The sequence below is a fragment of the Nostoc sp. genome, assembly GCF_036917095.1.
GTDB lineage: Bacteria > Cyanobacteriota > Cyanobacteriia > Cyanobacteriales > Nostocaceae > Nostoc.
Genome location: NZ_JBALFH010000045.1, coordinates 1 through 22053 on the forward strand (window position 1 = coordinate 1; position 22053 = coordinate 22053).

The following is a 22053-nucleotide window of genomic DNA, read 5'->3' on the forward strand; positions in this document are numbered from 1 at the left end:
TTTTGAGTCAGCAATATGCCTTTTTGCTTGCTGAATCTACCGAAATTAGTAAGCAATCAAGCATTTTGAGTCAGCAATATGCCTTTTTGCTTGCTGAATCTACCGAAATTAGTAAGCAATCAAGCATTTTGAGTCAGCAATATGCCTTTTTGCTTGCTAAATCTACCGAAATGAGTAAGCGATCGGGTATTTTGAGTAAGCAATATGCCTTTTGCTTATTGAGATGGACTTGATATCGATTTACGGGTTTAATTTGTTTAAGTTGCGATTGTGAGAATGAGTCTGACTCGCTACGATCGCATTAGAAATTTATTGCATCTGAGTATGGCAAAGCAGGACGCTCCACTCACAGGAGAAGCGCTGATTAAAGAAGTCTGTCGGCGGATTCGGGTAGCCCGCAGCTATTGGGATGCTCACAATAACGCTGCCTGTCGGGGTGAACGCGATCGCGCAATCTTCCTTTACAATACACTGAGCAAGGAAGAAAAAGAGCAGATTCCGCAAGCGTTACGGGTGTGGTTGCGCTATCGGAGTGAGAAGTACTTTGGCGCACACCGAACACCGCCTAAATCGGCACGAAAATCAAAATAGTCCTGTTGAGGTGAGCAGGGGGAGCAGGCTACGGTGTACACACAAGTCTTACCGCAGCCATATATTTATTCATAAATCTCGCACTGCGTTTCTATTCCGACTCGGAATTCATTCCGAGTCTCAGAGCTACTGTCCACTAAGCGTGGACTGAATTAATCGTTTAGTCCACGCTTAGTGGACTTGGGCTATCAGCCCTGAACTTCAGTTCTGGGCGGGATATCGGTGAGTGTAACAGTTTCACTCTGACAAAAATGTGGGTAGAGGACGACTTGTGTATACACGGTAGCCTTTATAAGGGGAGGGTTAGGGTGGGGTAAAACTGACGCGAAACAACCAGGTGAGTAAACTTTTTACTACTGGAATAGCCATAAATACACTTATTTCTTTCTCTCCCCAAAGCGATCTAACTTTTCACGGTATCTGAAAAACCTCTCTCTAAATCTCTCTCCTAAAAGGAGAGAGACTTTGAATTTTCCCCCTTCCCGTGTCGGGAAGGGGGTTAGGGGGTTAGGTTTTTGTGGACTTTTCCACATAACGTGAAAAGTCAGCAAAGCGATAGAGCCAGAAAAACTTGAGTGTTTATATGCTGCAAATTTGGGGAATCTTAAATTAGAGTTTACCAACAGCAGCTATGGTTAAAAGATTTGTCCGTCGCCAGAAGAAACCAGTGTTTAACGACAATGAACTGTGTACAGGGATTGTGCAACATCCAGTTACGCAACGTTGGCAGACATGGATTACCTTTACTGGGTATGATATTCAGTGCATCACTGCCCACAATAACCGAAATGATGCTAGTCAGGTGGCTAAACAGATTGCCGATGATTGGATTGAAGGAAAATACAAAACTGGGGAAGAGGTAACAGCTTTTATTAAATCTCTGCCTACCGATGCCCTAACAGATCCATTGCCACAAGATATTGTGATGCAATTGAGCCAACAGGCATTCAAATCAAGAAAGTAATTTGAGCTATGTTTACGCCCATCATAATTTACCAATATTGTTGAAATAGCACTGTCAAAGATAGTTTGAGTATTGTGCGATCGCTGAAACGATAATTCCTTTTTTTGACCTTTATATCTTTCAATTGCTGGGTTTAACCCTTTGCAATTAGCGGATGCTTTTCTTATAGAAAGCTACAGCAAGTAAAAAATGCTTTTTTTATCTATAGCCAGATAAAAATATTCTTACTTAGTATCTTGCAATCTGCTGTATTAAACTCATTGATTCATCAACCACTCGTATACAATAGCCAATGAAATTATGACGAATGACGCCTTTATTCTTGATAAAGCTTTACCCGATAAATAAAATCTAATGGAAAAACAGCAAGTTTTAAAACTGCTAATTGGCGATTTGACTTGGCAACGACTGGTTAAATCTTTAATATTTATCTATATATTTTTTAGTGGATATGTATATTTCCGAGCAGATAGCATGATTTTTCTTTCTCAACCTTCTAGCTATCAGGATAATTCAGAAATTATTAAGTTAACAAGTGGAGAAAATACGAAGATATCAGCTACATACTTGTTGAACAATCAAGCTAAATATACTATTCTTTATTCGCATGGTAATTCCGAAGATTTAGGAGATATCAAACAGGTACTAAAAAAACTACACGCATGGGGTTTTAGTGTCTTCGCTTATGATTATCGTGGTTATGGCACGAGTGAAGGAGAGCCGACAGAAAGTCACGCATACGAAGATATCAATAGCGCTTACAATTATTTGACCCAAAACTTAAAAATCCCTCCAGAAAGAATTATAGTTTTGGGGCGTTCGGTTGGCGGTGGTTCTGCGGTAAATTTAGCAATGCGGAAACCAGTAGCTGGTTTAATTATTGAAAGTTCGTTTATTTCTGCTTTTCAAGTCATAGTACCTTTTCGGATTTTACCTTTTGATAAATTTCCCAATCTGGACAATATCAAAAAAGTAAAATGTCCGATATTGGTGATTCATGGAAAAGCAGATGAGATTATTCCTTTTGCTCATGGAGAAAAATTGTTCAATGCAGCAATATCCCCAAAACTTTCTTTGTGGGTTGAGCAATCAAATCATAATGATTTATTCTGGGTAGCTGAAGAAAAGTATCAGAAAACTTTGCAAGAGTTTACTAGCCTTGTCAAGGCAAATCAGCAAGTAGGAACTTCCAAATAAAAAATATCCCATCGCTTTCAATACGGTTCGGTTAAGGCAAGAGACGCGATAAATCGCGTCTTTCTGATCTAGAATTTTCATCAAAAAACCTTATCCGAACCGTATTGCCATCACTTTTAGTTAATTTGGCAAACTTGAATAGTATCATCTCTACCTCCACTAATCAGGGTTTGTCCATCTGGGCTAATAACAACTGCTGGAACACCAAAAGTTACTTTTTTATGACCAGTCAGCGTGCGAATATATTGAAGATGCGATTAAGACTGAGTAATTGTACTTCTGTCAATAGAGGGATTTAAATTGGAAGAATGTATATTATCACAATGACAGTGATGTTTACTGCGATCGCGCAGCCTCTAGTAGAAAAGAGAGGAAATATGCCAGCAAGGATGTCTGCCAAATCTAACCAGTAGATAGATTTATCAATTGCTATGTGTTTTCTAGTAAATTACTAGCCAGTTGTAGCGAAGCGATGACCGAGCGCTGTAAGCTGCCTGAAAAGATATTCTACAGCGTTGGGCCAACAACTGGCGATTTGCACAAGTACTGAGGCATAGGGTAAACCATTCCTCGTGTAACCTTTGGGCTCTCCCGTTTTCTTGATATCTCATTTAAACTGCAAAACAGAGGCTTGTAATGCCAAATTGGCAGAATCTTTCTGTCTTTATTTAAAATGCCGCCGTCATTTCACCTTTTTCTTAACGGGGAAATGGAAAGAATTGATGGCAGTATGGGAAATGCTAGTTCAAAGAACTTGATTTATAATTTGTCACTGCGGTCAAATAATTGCTCGCTCTACAATTTAGAATAATAAGTTAAGTAATGAAGAGCCTTTATTTCAATAACTTATGCAAAATACTGTCAACACTGAAAACCCTGGATTAACCCTCTTAAAAGTCATTAATTTGACAAAAATCCTTACAATTTTTTGTTTGGTTGGTTTTGCTGTTGTTTTCGGTATCCAAGACTGGCGGCAGCTTATTTATATGTGTCTGCATATTAGCTACTGTCTGTGGTGGTTGCTGGAGCAGTGGTTGTTTCCAGAGCGACAAAAGATATTTAATGAGCCTGCTGGGGTAGGAACTCTCATTTTTACAGTATTAATTGTAGGATTTTTTTATGTCTTACCTGGATACTTAGCATTTATCAATCCTGTTCCCTTATCAATGGCAACAGCTGCTATTGCACTTTTACTCTACATTTTTGGTAGTCTGATCAATGCCACTGCCGATGTCCAAAAACTCACTGCCAAACAGTTTCAAGCGGGGCTAGTACGTGACAACATTTGGCGTTTTTCTCGCAATATCAATTATTTTGCAGATTTGCTACGGTACTTAAGTTTTAGCGTTGTAGCTGGCTCCTTCTGGGCTTATTTAGTACCAGGATACATTTTTATCTTATATCTCTGGCGTATATCTCAAAAAGAACAGGCAATGTCTGTCAAGTATCCAGAGTATGCAGAGTATCAACAATCTAGCTCTCGTTTTATACCATTCATTTGGTAGAACTGCGGCCAAAAGCGAGAACTGAATCTTTCTCAAGCTTAAAAACAAATCAACGCACCCGCGCGATCGCACTGTAGACCAAAGGTAGACACTCAAATCTCTTTCTACCATTTTTTGTGCCCAATTTTATATTTCGGACAGGTCTAATTAGATAACTTTTAGTAAAGTTCGTTAAGCACGTACAATTTAGATCGGTTCTTACACACACCAGTCTGATTGTGATTAGTCATAATGTAGTGTAGTAGTGCAATATATTGCACTGTTACAAAAGCTAAATACAGAGGTAAACTATGTTTCCTTTTTGGGGTAATACCTGTTATGGAAGCGAACCCATTTCGCGCAAAGCTGGCTTAGAGCGGAAATTAAAATTCTTGACTTGGATGCGAGATGATTTAGAGTCCAGACTGGCTGGCATCAATGCTTCTATTGATACCATTCGGCAGCAAATAGAACGCTCAGACTCAGCTATTTAGAACTAAGTTATTGCATTTGTACTTCAGCCGATTGTAACTCCTTTGTGACTGGGCGCTATAAATGGATTGCATTAGTTTTGTAGGTCTTTGTGCAGCGCCCAGTCACTAACTAACGCACAAAACAGCCAGTCTTGAAAACCGAAGCCTAGTCTTTTATGCTGGTGGAACTAACTTTGAATAAATAACTCAAGGCGGAGTTAGAGTCAGCAAAGTTTATTAAAATCTTGAACTTAAAGCCGTAATCGTCACGTAACGCGCAAAAAGTTATAGAAATGAAAAATATTATCTCGATTGGTTGGAATAGCTGGTTAAAACCGCACAAAGAATCTATTTTACTATTTGACTCAATTGCTGCCGCTAGTGAGATTGCCCTTATGCTTAACGCTGAGTGGGATGGCTGCAATGGTGTGATAATAGCTAAATGCGATGAGATAGCTGTTGACACTGCTACCAAACTATTAGAAGCTACATGGTGTTATCAAGGCGCATCAAAAGCTGTTTTAGACAAAGTAGCAACCGATGAAATTTTACGCCGTTATGCGATCGGAGAAAGAAATTTTATTAATGCTAATTTGAGGTGTGCAGTACTTGCATCGGTGAAGCTGAGTGAAATTAACCTAAGTTATGCAAAGTTGAGTTCGGCAGACCTCAGCCAAGCCAATTTAAGTAAAGCTGATTTAACAGCCGCAGACCTAAGTGAAGCTAATTTAAGTGGAGCTGACCTGAGTAAGGCATATCTAATGAGGACAAACCTAACCAAAGCAAACCTGCAACTAGCAGATATGAGGGGGGCTAACCTAAGTAGCGCTAACTTAAGTGAAGTTAACCTCACTGATGCAGACCTAAGAGGAGCCAATCTAGCACTAGCAGACCTAAGAGGGGCAAATTTCCACTCCTGCAATTTGAGTGGGGCTAACCTAACAGGTGCCAAGATAATTGAAAGTGACTTGGCTTTTGCTGAACAATAAGCACGCCTAGAGACGATTGGACTTAGGTGCGGTTTGTTTAAGTAACCAACAACAATAATGATTCATATTCAAATTCAGTAACATTGGAATTTTACTTAGTTTGAAAGATATTTTGTACCATTTTTTTGTCTGTATTCGCCGCCGCCTTATCCAACTCTGCAATCTCACTAGCGTCTAATTGCCAACCCAATGCACCAATATTCTCCCTCGCCTGTTCCACGCTTTTTGCTCCAGGGATGGGAATGGTTCCTTTACAGATACACCAATTAATTGCTACCTGTGACATAGTTTTGTTTCTGGACTGTGCCACCTCTCGCAAACATGCCAAAAGCGATCGCATTCCTGGTAATATCTGCCTAAACAGCAGACCTCGGATGCCTTTGGGCAAAGGGCCTTGCTCGGAGTATTTTCCTGTCAGTAGCCCCAAAGCTAGAGGGCTGTAGGCGATTAATTTAATTCCCAACTCATCACAAAGGTCTTTGAGCTTTAGTTGGGTGACAGGATATGTAGACAACAAAGAGTATTGAACTTGCAGAGTTGTAATCGGAACGCCTCGTTCAGCAAACTTTTTCTGCACTTGCTTAAGCCGTTTAGTCCCATAATTGGATAGTCCCACTCCTTTCACCAGTCCTTGCTCATACAAATCGCCAAGGCCATCTAACAGCCCTTCCTCTTGCCAAGGAGCATAATTCGCTGTAGACCAGTGCATCTGTACCAAATCTACGTTTCTTCCCAAGCGTTGGGCAGATGACTTGCAAGCCCTTACCATTGACTGGCGCGTCCATCTCCACGGGTAAGCAGCAATCTTAGTAGCAATACAAATATTTTCTTTACCCGAACCTACATATTCTCGGCTGAATCGTCCCAGGAGTAACTCACTTTGACCATTCAATTTCCCAGTTCCGTAAGAATCACCTGTATCAAATAAAGTTACACCGTTGCTTACACAAAGGTTAAAGACGGCTTGCAACTGGTCATCCATACTTTCGTCATATCCCCAAAGCAATTGGTTGCCCCAGGCCCAAGTCCCGCAGCCCATACTTGGGAGAGTGAGTTTTTGGAGAGTCTGCATCTTTGCTCTCTGTAGATTGCCTTATTAATTATCAGGCATATAGTAATTCAAAATTCAAAATTCAAAATATTCGCGTAGCGTCTCGTAGAAAAGAAATGCCATCCTAGCCAGCCTTTTAGTAATTGCTAATATCTAGCACGAGTAGCATGATTTCCAGGCAAATATAGCGGTTATCGTTTTGTGGGGTTAATCGGAGGACAGGTGGGTTTGGCAGAAAGGTAAATCGAATTTAAGAGTTTGCTGAATGATTATCGTTAACTCAATTGCAAACGACAAGAGTCAATACGCTTGAGTTAAGATAAATATCTAAATTTGTTGCAACTAATTTTTATTTACTCTAGATGACATTATCAAGAATAAGTAGCTTTAGGAATAACCCAGTTATAGTAATTTACTATCAAAAAAGACAATTTATCATTTAAAGTTATTAGTTTTGTATCTTTAGATAGATGACATTGGCTGCAAGGTTTAAGGAATCTCTATCCAGAGAGTAGTGAAAGAGCGTTAAGTAAGTCGCTGCGAAAAAACAAAACTATGTAAAGAGATGCTTGGTGGGCTGCATGCACTTATAGATGGACTCCATAGACGACAAGACTCATTAAATTAACAACTGTAGAGATAATAACTTTGGCTCATGATTGTGATATTCTATACTTTTTTATCCATTACCCAATCCTGAAAACCTTAAGTCTCACATTGACATCTATCAAAAGTTAGAGATTATTTAAAGCCCTTAAGCTTGATAGCTAGTAAACTTATTGATAAGAATTCTCTATTAATACTTGCTTGCTAAATTATATAGGTTGTCATTATAGTTAAGTGCATAGGCAAGAATAAACCAAATTATGAAAATCGCTCGTAGTAAGCGCTAAAGCTCTTTAGCGCTTACCACAAGCCTTTAACTATTTGTTGATGCTTACCTACTTAAGCATTAAGAGGTACTAAAAACCTTGCCATTATTCGTAAGAATTTAAATTTAGCCTGAATTGAGAGATGAAGCTATACTTCATCCTTGGAGTGCGATTGTTTCGCTTATTTAGAATTTTCTCAAATACTTGTGTGTGTTGTTTTACTTAATATTGAAAGTTTAATTCTGCCAAACAGAGTTTGCTTTAGCATTCACTGAATTTTGGTGGCAATAATGCGTAGTTCAGAAAAGTTAGGGAGTATATAAACATGACGAATACTGACGTAGTTTTTAACCAATATAAACAAAAATTTGAATTTATAAATTCCAAAAATAGCATAATTTTTGATTTTTCAGTATTGCTAATTTGCTGCTTAAGTTTTGGATTTAGCTGGATTGAATCAATTCTTACTTCTGATAGCCCCCATTGGGGATTGATGTATGTACAAGCTCTCGATCTAAAAAGAGGCTTAATTCCTTATAAAGACACATTTACTAGTTATGGAATTATAACAAATTTGATTCAGAGTCTTTCTCTAACATTATTTGGAGAGAGATTGATATCTATAGGTATAGCTACTGGCATATTTTATTCATTGAGTCTTTTTTTGTCATATCAAATATTTTTAAAATTTCTGCCTAAATATGCAGCATTTTTTTCGACTCTTTTAATCTTTCTTTTAAATGCATATATTACACAACCCTGGTCAAATTACTATTGTTATACATTTTTTCTATTATCAATATTTATGTTTTTTAGTAAAATAAACAAGAAGAATGTGTTTTTATCTGGACTATTCTTAGGATTATCTTTATTATGTAGATACACATCATTTCAAGCTATATTACCCCCTTTTATATTATTTTTTGCTTACGAAATTATTTTTCAGAAAAAAACTACTAAGTCCAGACTTGTATTTTTTGGCTTAGGGTTTCTATTTCCAACCTTGTTATTTTTATTATTTTTATTCTCTAATGGTCTTCTGTATGACTTTTGGATTCATAATCAAATCATTCTGTTAGAAGCAGCTAAAAATGAAGATGGATTAACAATTTTAAATATTTTTCCAGATCTATTCAAATCGATGTTTATTACATTTGGAAATGATATAGCTGACTCACGAATAATTTTCTTTACAATCATCTTTTGTTGGAGTTTTATTACACTATTTTATTTATTTAATAAATTGTTTTTGAAGAAAAACTTAGCTCAAGATGAAGCTCTTGTAATGGAATTTTGTCTAGTTACTCTTTTTGGATACTTAAATGGAATTAACTCGTATGATTTTTTTAGATTAATCAATGGTTCATCCCTCGGCGTAGGAGTCATTATTTACTCTGTTATTCAAACATCTCAACGGTTTGGTCGCAAGATTAAAATAATTATACTTTTACCATTAATTTCTATTTGTTTTATTTGGGCAAGTAGTCTTATCTTCTCAGCCTCAGCAACAAGCGCTGCTTATGTTCCTTGGAAATTAGATATTTTGATGGGTAAAGGAATTATTTCGACAGAAATTAGTATTTTTAAAGGAAAGATTTTGAGTCCAAAATACCATGAGTTTTATCGAGAAATATATCAACATATATCAAAATATCAAAATTCACACTACATAATAAATTATACGGAAGACTCTGTTGCTATGGTAATTAATAATTTACCAAAAGTTCAAATGACATCATGGTATATAGGCTTAATCGAACAAGCATACCCTGAAGAAAGAAAAAAAATTCAGCAAATAATTAATACAAAAAAGGCAGTCATACTTTCCGATGAAGATCTTCATCTACCTGGCTACAAAGTTATTTTTAGTAAGCCTTGGTTATCTGGTGAAGTGCAATGGTTAGGTAATCGTAGTTGGTTAGGTGAGCAAGGTTCAGGGAGAATACACATTAGTGTTCCAGAAGAAGAGAAAATTTAGTTTAGAGATAATTTTGGTTGAGGATTGTAGAGGCAATCACTCCTAGAAAATCATAGTAGAATTAGCTAAAAAATATCCGCGAATTAAAGGGATTCAATTTAGTCGCAACTTTGGTCAGCGATATGGTATCACATCTGGTTTATATCATTCTAATTAGTATTAAATGAAGCAGCAGGTTTTGTAAATGCTCATAGAGAAAAACGATGTAGAACTTTCTGTAGTAATACCCATGTACAATGAGGAACTCAACATAGATTACTTATTTGAGCGATTATTATGTGTACTAGCTCGTTTGAAAATGAAATATGAAATTGTTTGTGTAAATGATGGAAGTAAAGATAATACTCTGAAGTATTTAGTTGAGTATCATCAGTGTAATCCTACAATTAAGGTGGTCAACTTGTCCCGTAACTTTGGTAAGGAAATTGCTCTAACGGCTGGTATTGACTATGCAACAGGAGCAGCAGTAGTACCGATTGATGCAGATCTTCAAGATCCGCCCGAATTAATTGAGGAACTAATTGCCAAATGGCGTGAAGGCTATGATGTAGTTTATGCAACTCGTCTTTCACGTCAAGGAGAAACTTGGCTCAAGCGCTTTACAGCCAATGCTTTTTACCAAATAATAGCTCGGTTGAGTCCTATTCCAATCCCCTGCAACACGGGAGATTTTCGTTTGCTTGATCGACGCGTGGTTAATGTTCTTAAACAAATGCCAGAACAGAATCGTTTTATGAAGGGTTTATTTGCTTGGGTTGGTTTTAAGCAAACTTCAATTTTGTTTGAGCGTCCTCAACGTTACAAGGGAACTACTAAGTGGAATTATTGGCGACTTTGGAACTTTGCGATTGGCGGTATTACTTCATTTAGTTTCATACCTTTAAAGGTATGGAGCTACATTGGTCTTGCTTTCTCCTTGTTTTCTTTCTTATACGCTAGCTTTATGATAATTAGGACTTTCCTCTTCGGTATTGTTGTTCCTGGTTACGCTTCTTTAATGGTTGTAGTACTCTTTTTAGGGGGAGTGCAACTGCTTAGTCTTGGCATAATAGGTGAATACCTTGGTCGCGTCTATGAAGAAGTAAAAGGACGTCCTCTTTATGTAGTGCGAGAATGTTACGGCTTTGTGTCTGAATCTCTTAATCACACCTTTGTATCAAAATGAAGAATATTGATCGAAAAGTAAGAAGGAAGTTACTCATATTTATTACTTGCAAACATTTTGTGACTTGCCTTTAAGTTGAAACAAGTTTGGTTTTTTTGCATTCAACATATGATCCACTCTTAATCTTTAATTATTGCTATGACTACCAAATCAGAACTAGTCGAACTTCAACAGACACTTTACATATCAAAGAATCTGACAAGACGGTGGTTACACTGTACACGTCGAGATTGGATCATTAACAAAATACAAGCAATTGTAGCCAATAAGCAACATAATCGTGCTCTAGAGGTTGGTCCTGGGTCTGGTATTTATCTACCGATCCTAGCAGAACTATTTGAGCAAGTGACTGCTAGTGATGTGGAATATGCTTACTTGAAGTATGCTAGCAACCTTAGAGAGATGTATTCTAACCTGAGTTTTATTGTTGATGACATCACTAACACTAAACTACCAGATGCAAGTTTTGATCTTATCCTTTGCACAGAGGTGATTGAGCATATTGCCGATTCAATATCTGCTATTGCAGGAATGCACCGCCTACTTAAGCCAGGTGGCCTATTAATACTCTCGACACCCCAACGTTGGAGTCCTCTTGAGTTAATGGCAAAGATTGCCTTTATGCCAGGCATTATCGACCTAGTTAGGTTGATCTATAGGGAACCGATCCTGGAGACAGGTCATATCAACTTAATGACATCTGAGGAGGTAGTAAGGCAATTAGAAAGTGTCGGTTTTCATATCTGTGAACGCTTTAAATCTGGAATGTACCTCCCGTTTATTGCCGAGTTTGGAGGCAAGATAGGATTGAACTTTGAGCGTTGGTTAGAATCGAAGATTATTAATGGAGCGATTGATTGGTTGCTATGGACTCAGTACTATATTGTGGAAGCATGATATTTAAATCATAAAGCAAGAGATTCACATATTTTCAAGATATCTTTTGTACAAATAGAGATTAGTTATGAGGTTAATTTGGAGAGTATTTTTGTGAATCCTTATCTATCTTTAGCAATTTCAATTCTTATTGGTGTATGTGGTCAGATTAGTCTAAAAGCTGGAGCAATCCAGAGTTTTGGAAATAAAATGTTATTTCTTCAACCTTACGTTGTAATAGGTTTATTATCATATTTTTTGGCTGCACTATTTTATATATATTCCCTTAAATACATACCCATTTCAGTAGCTTTTCCGAGTGTTTCTATTAGCTATGTTGCTGTAGTTTTTCTGGGCCATTTACTCTGGGGAGAGGCTTTTGGAGTAAATCAAATTTTTGCCTTATTGTTGATTGGTCTTGGTATATACATATTAAACTATAGTTAATCATTTTCAGATTTAGTTGCATTACAAAAAGAAGGATTCAGGAAACCAAAAAGCAGAGGATTAGAAAGAGGTTAAAATTCCTTTGATAATCGGTTTCAAGTTTCAAGTCCCTAAATTTCTTCATGGAGAAAAAGGAAAATATTGTGACGAGATTGCTTGCAACGAGGAATTAGAACAGGTTAACACCTCTAAACTAAGACATAAAAATCATGAGTTTGGAGTAGAGACAGGATTAATTATTGTCTCTACTATCCCAGGGTAAGCTCATCTAATTTGGTATAATAAGAACTTGACAAAAGAACAAAGACAAGCTAGGGCACAACTTTTAGGTCGTGCTATCCGCAAACATTGGAGTATTGAAAACCAAGCTCATTGGATTCTTGATTGTACTTTTGCTGAGGATTCTTGCCGCATTCGCTCTTTTCATAGTCCCCGGCATTTTGCTCTTTTACGACGCATTGCTTTCAATGCTCTCAATCGTGAACAAACTTACAAACGTAGTCTCCGACAAAAAATGAAGCGCACTGCTATGGACAACAATTATATGATTCGAGTTCTCAGTTGTTGTTTTCTTGACCTACATTAGATTCCTCTCAGCCCTTATGTCAAGCCTGATTGAGATGCTCTTACCCTGGTTAATACTTGCCTGAATCAAGTACATTCACTTATTACTTCATACCTCTTTACTTCAAATTTGTATCTGCGAAATTCTGCTTAAATTCGCTTAAACATACCTTTACGTAATAACTACGTTAAATATATGATTTTCATGAATTGCTTTATTTATTTTGGCAATTAAATTATTAAGTTAAATCAGATCTAAAGAAAGCAATACGGTTCAGTTAAGGATTTTTAGTACCAGCCGGAAATTTCAGAACACCATCAGTAGTAGGGGCAAGGTTAAAGCGATCGCACTTGTGGAGGAATTGCCAACCATTAGGATATTGTAGAATTTGCAAGGAGCCAAGCTTTCTGCGTCCATGCGTTATTAAAGAACCCAACCTCTGGCACTTCTAATTCAAATGAATGAGGCGGTGATTGTAGTAACAAGGGCGAACCTTTATCATGAGCCTCAACTAAGTTAACTATCCAGGGAAGAAAGTCTAAGATTTCTTTTGGTAGTACAGTTAACTCAAAGTCCCACAGCAAATTTAGACCTCGGCATACTTGTCCTTTTCTTAACATCGCGATCCCAGCACTTTTGTTGATAGCTAGTCGAAGAATGAAGGGGCGAAATGGAACAAATTCATCAGGTGCTGTATAAGCGTATACATTTATATAGTTCAGTCTCTGCTTACGATCCATCCAAGATGCGATCGGAGAATTACTACTATAAGATGTACCAGTTACGATTACCGGCATATTCATCGCAGCAGCAAAGTTAGAGTAGAACTCACGCCTTAGTTCGCCAACAATATGTTTAGCTTCTGGGTTCATGATTGCTACACCTGTTACAAAAATGATACTTACGGTAAGCTATGCGTTAGCGTAGCTTTATAAAAGATAGTTATTATCAATTGCAAAAACTTCTCTGACCCTGTTTGTGCTTTTGCAGAGGCGTTTCAAAGTAACGATACTTTTTAATATCTGGAAAAACCCCGCTTTGGATACTTCTCGCTTAAATCGACGTGAGGCTGATTCAATCCCTTTATTTTCGCCTACAATTATCTTGGTTATATTATATTTCTACTAAATTGACTTAATTAGTAGTTGGGTTGTCCTGAATACTCCAGTCAACCTAAGCACAAAAAAAGGCAGACGCCTTGTCTGCCTTCAAGACTTTAGAGTGAAATTCTTAGTTTTAGACCTTAATAGCGACGAGACGAGCCGCCACCATCACCACCATAGTTTCCTCGTCTACCACCAGAGGAACCTCCGTCTGTTTTCGGCTTCGCTTTATTAACTTTTAAGCTCCGGCCCATCCACTCAGCATTATCAAGGGCCTCAATCGCTGCTTCTTCTTGTGCGTCTGATTCCATTTCGACAAAGCCAAAACCTCTCACCCGACCTGTTTCTCGGTCGATAGGCAATTGAACATTTTTTACAGTTCCGTATTCTGCAAAGACTTGCCGGAGGTCATCTTCTTTAACCTCATAAGATAGGTTACCGACGTAAATTGACATAGAATGTCTCCAGAATCAGGGGGTGTAGAGATTTATATCCGGAGAGGTCTGTAATACAAGTATATATAAAAACAAACTACACAGCCGAATTTAATCTTTCATGCATACTTTAACATAAATTGAGAAGTTATGTTCATAAAGAACACTATACTTATCTATCGATCTAAATACTCGGACAGTTGGCAAAAGCCTTTTAAAATCAACCTACCAGCGATCGCATTGAATGAAAGGTCACCAAAAAAATTGCGATCGCTGAACTTATTTCTCTTCAATGAGTATTAGTAATTTTTAAATTTTATTCACTCAAAATTTCGAGAGAGTGCAATTAAATAAAACCAGTGCGATCGCTTGTAACGTAAAATTAATTTCCATCCGGCATTTGCTAACACTTTGACGCCCATGTTTTGCGACTACCTCATCCAAATCCTGACTGCCCGTGTGTATGATGTTGCCCAGGAAACACCACTGGAGTATGCCCCAAATTTGTCTGCGCGGCTGAATAATCAACTTCTGTTGAAACGTGAAGATATGCAGTCAGTATTTTCCTTTAAATTACGGGGTGCTTATAACAAAATGGTGCAACTGCCACCAGATATATTGGCACAGGGTGTAATCGCCGCGTCTGCGGGGAACCATGCTCAGGGAGTCGCCCTTGCAGCCAATCGCCTGGGAACCAAAGCGATTATCGTTATGCCAGTAACCACACCCCAAGTCAAGGTGGACGCAGTTAGAATGAGGGGCGGAGCAGTCGTGTTACATGGAAACACCTACGATGATGCTTATAGCTATGCCCGTGAATTAGAAGTAGAAAAAGGTTTAACCTTTATTCATCCCTTTGACGATCCGCATGTCATTGCTGGACAGGGAACAATTGGCATGGAAATTTTACGACAATATCAGCAACCCATCCATGCGATTTTTGTCGCAATTGGAGGGGGCGGATTAATTTCTGGGATTGGGGCTTATGTGAAACGCTTACGTCCGGAAATCAAGATTATTGGGGTTGAACCAGTAGATGCTGATGCTATGTCTCAATCGCTAAAAGCTGGACATCGGGTGCGCTTGTCTCAAGTGGGGTTATTTGCTGATGGTGTAGCGGTGCGGGAAGTAGGTGAAGAAACCTTCCGTTTGTGTCAGCAGTATGTAGATGAAATTATTCTGGTGGATACAGACGATACTTGTGCTGCAATTAAAGATGTGTTTGAGGATACACGATCGATTTTAGAACCAGCCGGTGCATTAGCGATCGCAGCTGCCAAAGCCTACGCAGAACGAGAACAAATCCAGGGACAAACCTTAATTGCTGTAGCCTGCGGTGCAAACATGAATTTCGATCGCCTCCGTTTTGTAGCAGAACGCGCAGAATTAGGCGAACGCCGCGAAGCGATCTTTGCAGTCACAATTCCTGAGCAACGGGGAAGTATTCGCCAGTTTTGTGAATGTATTGGCAATCGTAATCTTACGGAGTTTAATTATCGCATTGCCGATGAAAAAACAGCCCATATTTTTGTCGGCGTGCAAATTCAAAATCGTGCTGACGCTGCAAAGATGGTAGAAACCTTTGAAGCTCATGGATTTGAAACCCTTGATTTAACCGACGACGAACTAACTAAATTACATCTGCGGCACATGGTGGGTGGGCACTCTCCCCTTGCTCACAATGAATTGCTCTACCGTTTTGAGTTTCCCGAACGTCCCGGCGCATTGATGAAGTTTGTTACTTCCATGAGTCCCGCTTGGAATATTAGTCTTTTTCACTACCGCAACAATGGTGCAGACTACGGACGAATCGTTGTTGGTATCCAGGTTCCCCCCCATGAGATGGAAGAGTGGCAAGCTTTTCTCGATAACTTGGGCTATCGCTATTGGGATGAAAACAAGAATCCCGCATACAAGCTGTTTTTGGGATAGATGGGGAGTAGGGAGCAGGGGGAAAATTCTTCTCTTCTGCACCCTTCCCCCTGCCCCTCTGCCTCTTCCCAATGCCAATTTAGCGAGAACTACCCTTCAATATCAGATTGTAGTCCAAAGTATAGAAGCCGATTTTGTCAGGAATCTTAGAGAATCTCCCTGTCCGATAGCCTCTAGATAATTCATTCAGCACCTTATTTTTGATCTCTCTAAGTTGCTGAGAATCTAGTTCTCCATAAATTCCGGCGATGACTTCAGCGACGCTGAAAACTTTACCTGGATTTTGTTCAAACAGAGAGGTCAGGGCATCAATTAAAAATTGACCCTCAAAGGCATTGAGCATTGGTACTGTTTTTGTCGGGGGTAAGAAAGGTTTCTTCTTTTTGTTTTTGATGCTTTTAAAAGCACCATTGCCATTACTTGGGACTACCAAACTTAAATCCAGAGTATAACAACCTGGCTCATCGGGAATAGTTACCCAGTAATTCCTTTCTCTGCCTTGGGTGAGGGAAGATTGAACCCTGCCTTTAACTACTTTGAATAGATTGGAATCTAACTCTCCATAAAGCGATCGCACGATAAAATCGATATGACAGACAGTGCCTATCTGCTCTTGCAATAGCTGTTTTATGGCTTCCATTCGCGAGAGAGTGTGCTGATACTTGGGTAGCATGGGTATTTCCGCCACCTTTGCTGCACTATCGTTATTCTCTGGGACGATCTTTGGATCTGGCGATATAGTTGGAGGTTGACTTTCTTTTGTATCAACAGCAGCAGAAAAAGAATTATCTATCTCAACCTTGTCTGAGTCTTTTTGTTCTGACTGTGCAGACTCTACCAAGTTGATTCGATCGATGTCATCAAGAGGTGATAAAAACCGCAGAGAGCCTTCTTGGGAAAGATTTGAGGTTTCATCAACCGCCGTTAGTCTTGATATCTGCTTGTTGGTATCAGAAAAAGACCAGTTAGATAATAATGCTTCTACATGATCTAGTTGCGATCGCGCTTGCACAAAGAGGCGTTCGTACTCTTCTGTAAGGCGAGCATAATAGTCTCGTAATTCCAACAGTGGTGAAACCAAGGTACCCGGAGGTGGTTCTAATTGTCCATTTTGAGTCATAAGGCTTCAATCAATTTAAATCGATGTCACTTTTGTAAGACATTGCTCTGGGTTTTGCTTTGTGAGATGTTGGCTGGGATTTTTTAGGCGCTTGGGGAGGGCGACATCTCTCACAATATAAAGGTCGAGGCCCAAAAGTCTCGCGCTTTGTCAGATCGTTACACTCTTTACAGACAAACTGGAAAACACGAGTATGAATCTGTCTTTTGTGCGCCCTGACAGTATATTCCCTAACATCAATGAATTTACTTGCCATAATCAGGAATTGTGAATTGCCGTCGTATCAATGTCCTATCAATATAGCTATTCAAGCAAATCAAACTGCATCAGTGTGTGTTTATGTAGAAGTTTTATTCAAATCAGTGAATTTAACGCCTAGCATAAAGTGCAGATGAGCGACTTGATAGTTAGCCATAGACTCTTCTCTCAGCATATAATTGGTGATGAGAAAAGACTACTACTATTCTTTAGGCTCTTTAGGCGCAAGCGATTTTCATCGCCTTGGTCAGAGAAATTGCAGATGGGAAAGTACGGGATTGCAAATTAAGCGATCGCCAGTGTGTCTAATTGCCCATCATAAAATTACCGCACTCCTAACCCCTCTTCTTCATGGTAGAGGGGTGATGCTTAACGAAGCCATTCCTGTCTAAAGAACAACCGCCTCCTATTTTTAGGAGGCGGTGAACCGCTAATCAAAGTATGATTCCAGTAAGTTTTGTCCCTCTACTAGTAGTCTGTCAACTCAACTTTGCTGGAACAATAAGTTCGTAATCAGGACTTTAGCCCTTGCGTTAAGCGCCCAAGCGGTTACTAAAAACCTATCAATTTCAACTTAACAGACTACTACTGGTGTGTCTCATTAAATTTCAGGGATAAGAGAACGAACCGCAAAGGCGCGAAGTACACGAAGAAAGAAAGAAAGAAAGAAAGAAGAGAAATTGAAATTTGATTCACCTATCAGAATTAATGGGACAGACTACTACTATGGACTGGGAGCAGCAGGTTGCGATTGAGGTTGTGAGCGTAAACGACGCAAAGAGTCCCGCAACTTGTTCTGGCTGGTGTTATCTCTTCGTCGTCGCCGATTTGGGGTTGCTTGTGGCTTTTGTGATGAATCGGTAGCCGTTTGCTCGCGTTGGATGCGGCGTAAGGAATCTCTTGCACTTCCTTGAGGGCGAGTTGTCCTAGCTCCAGATGATGAGTTTGTAGTAGTACTTTCCCGTCTTTGAGGTTCTAACCGTCTGCTAAATCCAGATATTGCTGGTTTTGGTATTGTGGCTGTAGCTTGATTAGATGCAGGTGTTAACTCTCGTCGCCTGCGTCTTGGATTTTCCTGTGTGGAGCTGGCAGTAGTTGTCTGCCGAGTTCTCTCTTGCGCTTCTCTTTGTGCTTGCCGTTCTCGAACTTGGCGCGATCGCCGCGAACCTTTGATGGCAAATTCAGTGGCGATCGATACTCCTTGTCTACCCCCTTCTGCGGGTTTTAATTTCCACTCACGCGCTTGTCTGGCTGTTTCTTCATCCAAGTCGCGGTTTCCACTGGAGCGAGCAATCCGTACATTGGTAACATTACCTTGTGCATCAGTATCTACAGCTACTTCTACTCTGCCTTCAACTCCTCGCCGTCTTGCTGCCTCTGGATACTTGGCATTACATTCGCGGCAGGCTGCACGACCATTACCATTGCCTGAAGTGTTAATTTTTGGAAGTGTAGGCGCTGTTGCTACTGTGGGACGGTTTCCAGTGCCGCTACCAGTGCCGCTACCAGTTCCACTACCAATTCCACTACCAGTCCCGCTACCAGTTCCACTACCAGTGCCACTGCCAGTGCCGCTACCAATTCCACTACCAGTGCCACTGCCAATTCCACTACCAGTGCCACTACCAATGCCGCTACCAGTGCCAGTGCCAGTTCCACTGCCAATGCCACCGCCAGTGCCAGTGCCAGTTCCTCCGCCAGTGCCAGTACCACTGCTTGTACCTACAGCAATACCACTACCTGAGCCTAAACCAACACCAGAGCCGCCGCCACCACCGCCACCGCCACCGCCACCCGCCGAACTTGCTCCTGATAGAGCCGATTGGGGAATGGGTGCAGATTTCACAGGAGTTTCTGTTGCCGATCGTGCAATGGGTGCAGATTTCACAGGAACTTCTGGCTTGGTAACAATTGCTTTTGGCGGCGTAATTGTCGGTTGTTGCTTCTGAGCGATCGCTGTAATCTGTTCTTGCTGCTGAACTTTTTCTACTGGTGCAGTTTCTATAGGCTGTTTTTGGACAACTTCTGGTTCTTTTGTTATTTCTTCTGGAATCTCTGTAATTGGTTTTTCTGGTTCCGCAGTCGGAGAATCAACGATCGCCACTTCTATTGGTTCATCTTCTCCTGTGGGCACTCTCGTCAAATAATTACTTATGCCTGAGGACAGTACGCCGATATGCAGCGCCAGTGAACCTATCAGACTGTAAGTCAGAAAAGACTTGAGAGCCTCAACTTCTTTGGAACGTTGCTCGACAGTAGTGCCGGAAAAGCTCATAGCTATTGCTACCTATTCTCACTAATCTTAGTCATCTTAGAATGTACGGTTACAAATATCAAGTAAACAATTAAAATTAGGTTGGTTAGCCTTACGGAACCCTGCAATCGCAAAACATCTTTTTAAACCACCAATATCATGGTTTCTACATAAAATTAATTTTTGTTTCAAATAAATTAAATTAAGTTATGTAAAACTAGCGAACAAGTAAATAAAAATCATCAGCATTCTATTTGAAAAATTTATCATTATATTCTATATTTTATTGAGAAAATGTTTCAGCTCTTGTCTAGATTCTGGTAGTCTGATTTTGTATTGTGGATGAGGTTATAGAGGCACTACATGGGAATTCAGAATTTGTTTGCAGCAGGCGGTGTGGTCATGTGGCCCCTGTTAGCGTTTTCAGTATTGGGTGTGGCACTGATCGTCGAGCGGATCAGGTTTTGGGTAAGGATCAACAAGCGTCAAAGCCGGGTGGTGCGAGATGTTTTGAATCTCTACCGTCTTGATAATGTTGTCGGCGCAATGGATAAACTCCAGAAAAACGCAGATTTACCACTCGCTCGGATTTTTCTCGCGGCTTTAGAATTAGAAGAACCAAATCCGGAGGAATTTCGTTTGGCGTTAGAAAGCGAATCGCAGGCTGAGATACCTGTGTTAAAACGTTTCCAAAACATGTTCGAGACAATCATTAGTCTGGCACCACTGTTGGGTCTTCTCGGCACAGTATTAGGATTGATAGCCTCCTTTGCTTCCCTAAATCTTGGTGATGTCGGAGGTAGCAAAACAACTGGTGTTACATCTGGGATCAGTGAAGCTTTGGTATCAACAGCATCAGGATTGATAGTTGCTATATTCATACTCATGTTTGCCAATACCTTCCGGGGACTGTACCAGCGGCAAATTGCACTAATTCAGGAGTATGGGGGACAGCTAGAATTACTTTACCGCCGTCGTTATGAACGAGGAGAAAAAACGTATGCGTCTACCAGATGAACCAGAACTTCCACTACAGATCAACATCGTGCCGATGATTGACGTGATTTTTGCAATTTTGACATTTTTTATCATGTCAACTCTGTTTTTAACGCGTTCAGAAGGTTTGCCAGTAAATTTACCGAAGGCCAGCACAGCCAAACAACAGCAAGTTCCTACTAAAATTACCATTACGGTAGATGATAAAGAACAGGTCAGCCTGAACCGTAAACCAATTGCAGTTGATGATTTGGTAACGCAAGTGCGTGCTCTAGTTGGTTCTAACCCAGAAGTGTTAGTGATTATTAATGCAGATGAGAAAGTTGATTATGGTCGGGTAGTAGCGGTGATGGATCGGGTACGTCAAGTTCAGGGGGCAAAATTAGCGATCGCTACCCAAAGATAAAAACTAGAAATATTGTGGATCGGAAGTTCAGAGAGTCAGGAAAATTCTATATTCTGACTCCTAACTCTTTTTTTTATGTGATGACTATGTTAGCGATGTTTACTACGAGCTACGCTTACGCATCTGCAATTCTTGAGATATCAGTTTAAATAATAATTCTTGCTGTGAGTGGATAAAAAAGTGGTCGCCGTTGAACTCATGTAATGAAAAAGCAGCGATCGTCTGTTCTCGCCATGCTTGCAAATTCTCATGACTAACTTCTTGATCTTGCAAGCCACCAAAAACAGTAATAGGACACTCCAGTGGCTGTTTTTGAGTGTAAATATAAGTTTCCAGAACGGCAAAATCTGCCCGCAAAATAGGCAGGAACATCTGCATTAATTCCGAGGATTCTAATATTGCTTTGGGTGTACCGTTAAGACTGCGTAGCTCCTCCTGCAAATCAGGGTCTGATAGAACGTGGAGGGGTGGTTTTGTGGGCGGAATTTGCGGGGCGCGACGAGCAGATATGAAGAGGTGAAAGGGAGCAAGACTATACTGAGAGCGAAGTAGACGGGTCACCTCGAAGCTAACTAATCCGCCCATACTGTGACCGAAGAAGGCAAATGGTTTGTCTAAGTATGGCATGAGAACTGGAGCGATCGCTTCAGCAAGAGGTTCTAATTGCGTTAAGGGTGCTGACTTAATCTGTCTTCCCCGTCCCGGATATTCCACAGCACAGACTTCAACATTACTAGGTAGATTATTAGGCCATGTGCGAAAAATTGCCGCGCTACCACCAGCGTAGGGGAAGCAGAATAAACGCAAGTTGGCTTGAGGATTTGGTTGAGGACAGATAACCCAGGAATTGAAGCTTGGTGTAGTTGTCATAATAGAGCTTAAAGTTGGATAATATAAC

At 39.9% G+C, this 22053-nt stretch carries 23 protein-coding genes and 2 pseudogenes; 16 read left to right on the forward strand and 9 right to left on the reverse strand.

All coding sequences use genetic code 11. From position 1 onward, the window contains the following. The 4 genes from V7L01_RS28500 to V7L01_RS28515 form a co-directional block, all read left to right on the forward strand. The coding region (locus tag V7L01_RS28500; RefSeq protein WP_335040863.1) for a hypothetical protein at positions 1–233 on the forward strand (233 nt) is incomplete at its 5' end. A gap of 91 nt (positions 234–324) precedes the next feature. Continuing rightward, positions 325–591, forward strand: coding sequence for a Precorrin-3B methylase (locus V7L01_RS28505; protein ID WP_335041156.1), 267 nt, complete (start codon positions 325–327; stop codon positions 589–591). Positions 592–1222: 631 nt separating this feature from the next. Further along, complete coding sequence (locus tag V7L01_RS28510; protein WP_335040865.1) at positions 1223–1555, forward strand: hypothetical protein; 333 nt, start codon at positions 1223–1225, stop codon at positions 1553–1555. Positions 1556–1909: 354 nt separating this feature from the next. Further along, positions 1910–2752, forward strand: a complete 843-nt coding sequence (locus V7L01_RS28515; RefSeq protein WP_335040867.1) for an alpha/beta hydrolase — start codon at positions 1910–1912, stop codon at positions 2750–2752. 116 nt (positions 2753–2868) lie between these two features. Here V7L01_RS28515 and V7L01_RS28520 read toward each other — a convergent pair whose 3' ends face one another. After that, positions 2869–2994 carry a hypothetical protein gene (locus tag V7L01_RS28520; protein ID WP_335041158.1) on the reverse strand — a complete coding sequence of 42 codons (126 nt, stop codon included), beginning with the start codon at positions 2992–2994 and terminating at the stop codon, positions 2869–2871. A 606-nt stretch (positions 2995–3600) separates the two neighbouring features. Here V7L01_RS28520 and V7L01_RS28525 point away from each other — a divergent pair. From V7L01_RS28525 to V7L01_RS28535, 3 genes are all read left to right on the forward strand, one after another. Next, positions 3601–4257, forward strand: coding sequence for a DUF1295 domain-containing protein (locus tag V7L01_RS28525; protein ID WP_335040869.1), 657 nt, complete (start codon positions 3601–3603; stop codon positions 4255–4257). Between the two features lie 290 nt (positions 4258–4547). Next, positions 4548–4730 (forward strand): hypothetical protein, encoded by a 183-nt coding sequence (locus tag V7L01_RS28530; RefSeq protein ID WP_335040871.1) that lies wholly within the window; start codon positions 4548–4550, stop codon positions 4728–4730. A 272-nt stretch (positions 4731–5002) separates the two neighbouring features. After that, positions 5003–5698, forward strand: coding sequence for a pentapeptide repeat-containing protein (locus V7L01_RS28535; protein ID WP_335040873.1), 696 nt, complete (start codon positions 5003–5005; stop codon positions 5696–5698). Between the two features lie 91 nt (positions 5699–5789). Here V7L01_RS28535 and V7L01_RS28540 read toward each other — a convergent pair whose 3' ends face one another. Beyond that, the gene (locus V7L01_RS28540) at positions 5790–6770 is read right to left on the reverse strand and encodes an aldo/keto reductase (protein ID WP_335040875.1); all 981 of its coding nucleotides are present in this window, start codon (positions 6768–6770) and stop codon (positions 5790–5792) included. A gap of 1176 nt (positions 6771–7946) precedes the next feature. Between V7L01_RS28540 and V7L01_RS28545 the strand changes: the two genes are divergently transcribed. The 5 genes and pseudogenes from V7L01_RS28545 to V7L01_RS28565 all read left to right on the forward strand — a co-directional run. Further along, the gene (locus tag V7L01_RS28545; protein ID WP_335040877.1) at positions 7947–9599 is read left to right on the forward strand and encodes a hypothetical protein; all 1653 of its coding nucleotides are present in this window, start codon (positions 7947–7949) and stop codon (positions 9597–9599) included. A 184-nt stretch (positions 9600–9783) separates the two neighbouring features. Continuing rightward, positions 9784–10764: a glycosyltransferase family 2 protein gene (locus V7L01_RS28550; protein WP_335040879.1), complete on the forward strand. Its 981-nt coding sequence runs from the start codon at positions 9784–9786 to the stop codon at positions 10762–10764. 138 nt (positions 10765–10902) lie between these two features. Beyond that, complete coding sequence (locus V7L01_RS28555; protein WP_335040881.1) at positions 10903–11661, forward strand: class I SAM-dependent methyltransferase; 759 nt, start codon at positions 10903–10905, stop codon at positions 11659–11661. Between the two features lie 93 nt (positions 11662–11754). Next, on the forward strand, positions 11755–12087 hold the full coding sequence (locus tag V7L01_RS28560) for an EamA family transporter (protein ID WP_335040883.1): 333 nt from the start codon (positions 11755–11757) through the stop codon (positions 12085–12087). Between the two features lie 316 nt (positions 12088–12403). Further along, positions 12404–12673: pseudogene (locus V7L01_RS28565) on the forward strand (transposase); the annotation flags it as partial. Positions 12674–13023: 350 nt separating this feature from the next. Here the strand turns inward: V7L01_RS28565 and V7L01_RS28570 are convergent. The 3 genes and pseudogenes from V7L01_RS28570 to V7L01_RS28580 form a co-directional block, all read right to left on the reverse strand. Continuing rightward, positions 13024–13524: a hypothetical protein gene (locus V7L01_RS28570; RefSeq protein ID WP_335040886.1), complete on the reverse strand. Its 501-nt coding sequence runs from the start codon at positions 13522–13524 to the stop codon at positions 13024–13026. A gap of 76 nt (positions 13525–13600) precedes the next feature. Then, positions 13601–13764 (reverse strand): annotated as a pseudogene (gene rpsU / locus V7L01_RS28575) (30S ribosomal protein S21). Between the two features lie 131 nt (positions 13765–13895). After that, complete coding sequence (locus tag V7L01_RS28580) at positions 13896–14210, reverse strand: RNA recognition motif domain-containing protein (RefSeq protein WP_335040887.1); 315 nt, start codon at positions 14208–14210, stop codon at positions 13896–13898. A gap of 399 nt (positions 14211–14609) precedes the next feature. On the opposite strand from V7L01_RS28580, the gene ilvA reads away from it, so the two are divergent. Next, positions 14610–16121: a threonine ammonia-lyase, biosynthetic gene (gene ilvA / locus V7L01_RS28585; RefSeq protein WP_335040889.1), complete on the forward strand. Its 1512-nt coding sequence runs from the start codon at positions 14610–14612 to the stop codon at positions 16119–16121. 79 nt (positions 16122–16200) lie between these two features. On the opposite strand, the gene V7L01_RS28590 is transcribed toward ilvA, so the two are convergent. Further along, the gene (locus V7L01_RS28590; RefSeq protein ID WP_335040891.1) at positions 16201–17241 is read right to left on the reverse strand and encodes a hypothetical protein; all 1041 of its coding nucleotides are present in this window, start codon (positions 17239–17241) and stop codon (positions 16201–16203) included. 10 nt (positions 17242–17251) lie between these two features. Beyond that, complete coding sequence (locus V7L01_RS28595; RefSeq protein ID WP_335040893.1) at positions 17252–17497, reverse strand: hypothetical protein; 246 nt, start codon at positions 17495–17497, stop codon at positions 17252–17254. Positions 17498–17684: 187 nt separating this feature from the next. On the opposite strand from V7L01_RS28595, the gene V7L01_RS28600 reads away from it, so the two are divergent. Continuing rightward, the gene (locus V7L01_RS28600) at positions 17685–17891 is read left to right on the forward strand and encodes a hypothetical protein (protein WP_335040895.1); all 207 of its coding nucleotides are present in this window, start codon (positions 17685–17687) and stop codon (positions 17889–17891) included. Positions 17892–18223: 332 nt separating this feature from the next. Here the strand turns inward: V7L01_RS28600 and V7L01_RS28605 are convergent, their stop codons facing one another. Further along, positions 18224–19774 (reverse strand): TonB family protein, encoded by a 1551-nt coding sequence (locus tag V7L01_RS28605; RefSeq protein WP_335040897.1) that lies wholly within the window; start codon positions 19772–19774, stop codon positions 18224–18226. A gap of 342 nt (positions 19775–20116) precedes the next feature. On the opposite strand from V7L01_RS28605, the gene V7L01_RS28610 reads away from it, so the two are divergent. Next, on the forward strand, positions 20117–20770 hold the full coding sequence (locus V7L01_RS28610; protein ID WP_335040899.1) for a MotA/TolQ/ExbB proton channel family protein: 654 nt from the start codon (positions 20117–20119) through the stop codon (positions 20768–20770). Further along, positions 20754–21155 (forward strand): ExbD/TolR family protein, encoded by a 402-nt coding sequence (locus tag V7L01_RS28615; RefSeq protein WP_335040901.1) that lies wholly within the window; start codon positions 20754–20756, stop codon positions 21153–21155. Before V7L01_RS28610 ends, V7L01_RS28615 begins: the two co-directional genes overlap by 17 nt. Positions 21156–21257: 102 nt before the next feature. Here V7L01_RS28615 and V7L01_RS28620 read toward each other — a convergent pair whose 3' ends face one another. Then, on the reverse strand, positions 21258–22025 hold the full coding sequence (locus V7L01_RS28620; protein ID WP_335040903.1) for a thioesterase II family protein: 768 nt from the start codon (positions 22023–22025) through the stop codon (positions 21258–21260). Positions 22026–22053: the final 28 nt, after the last annotated feature.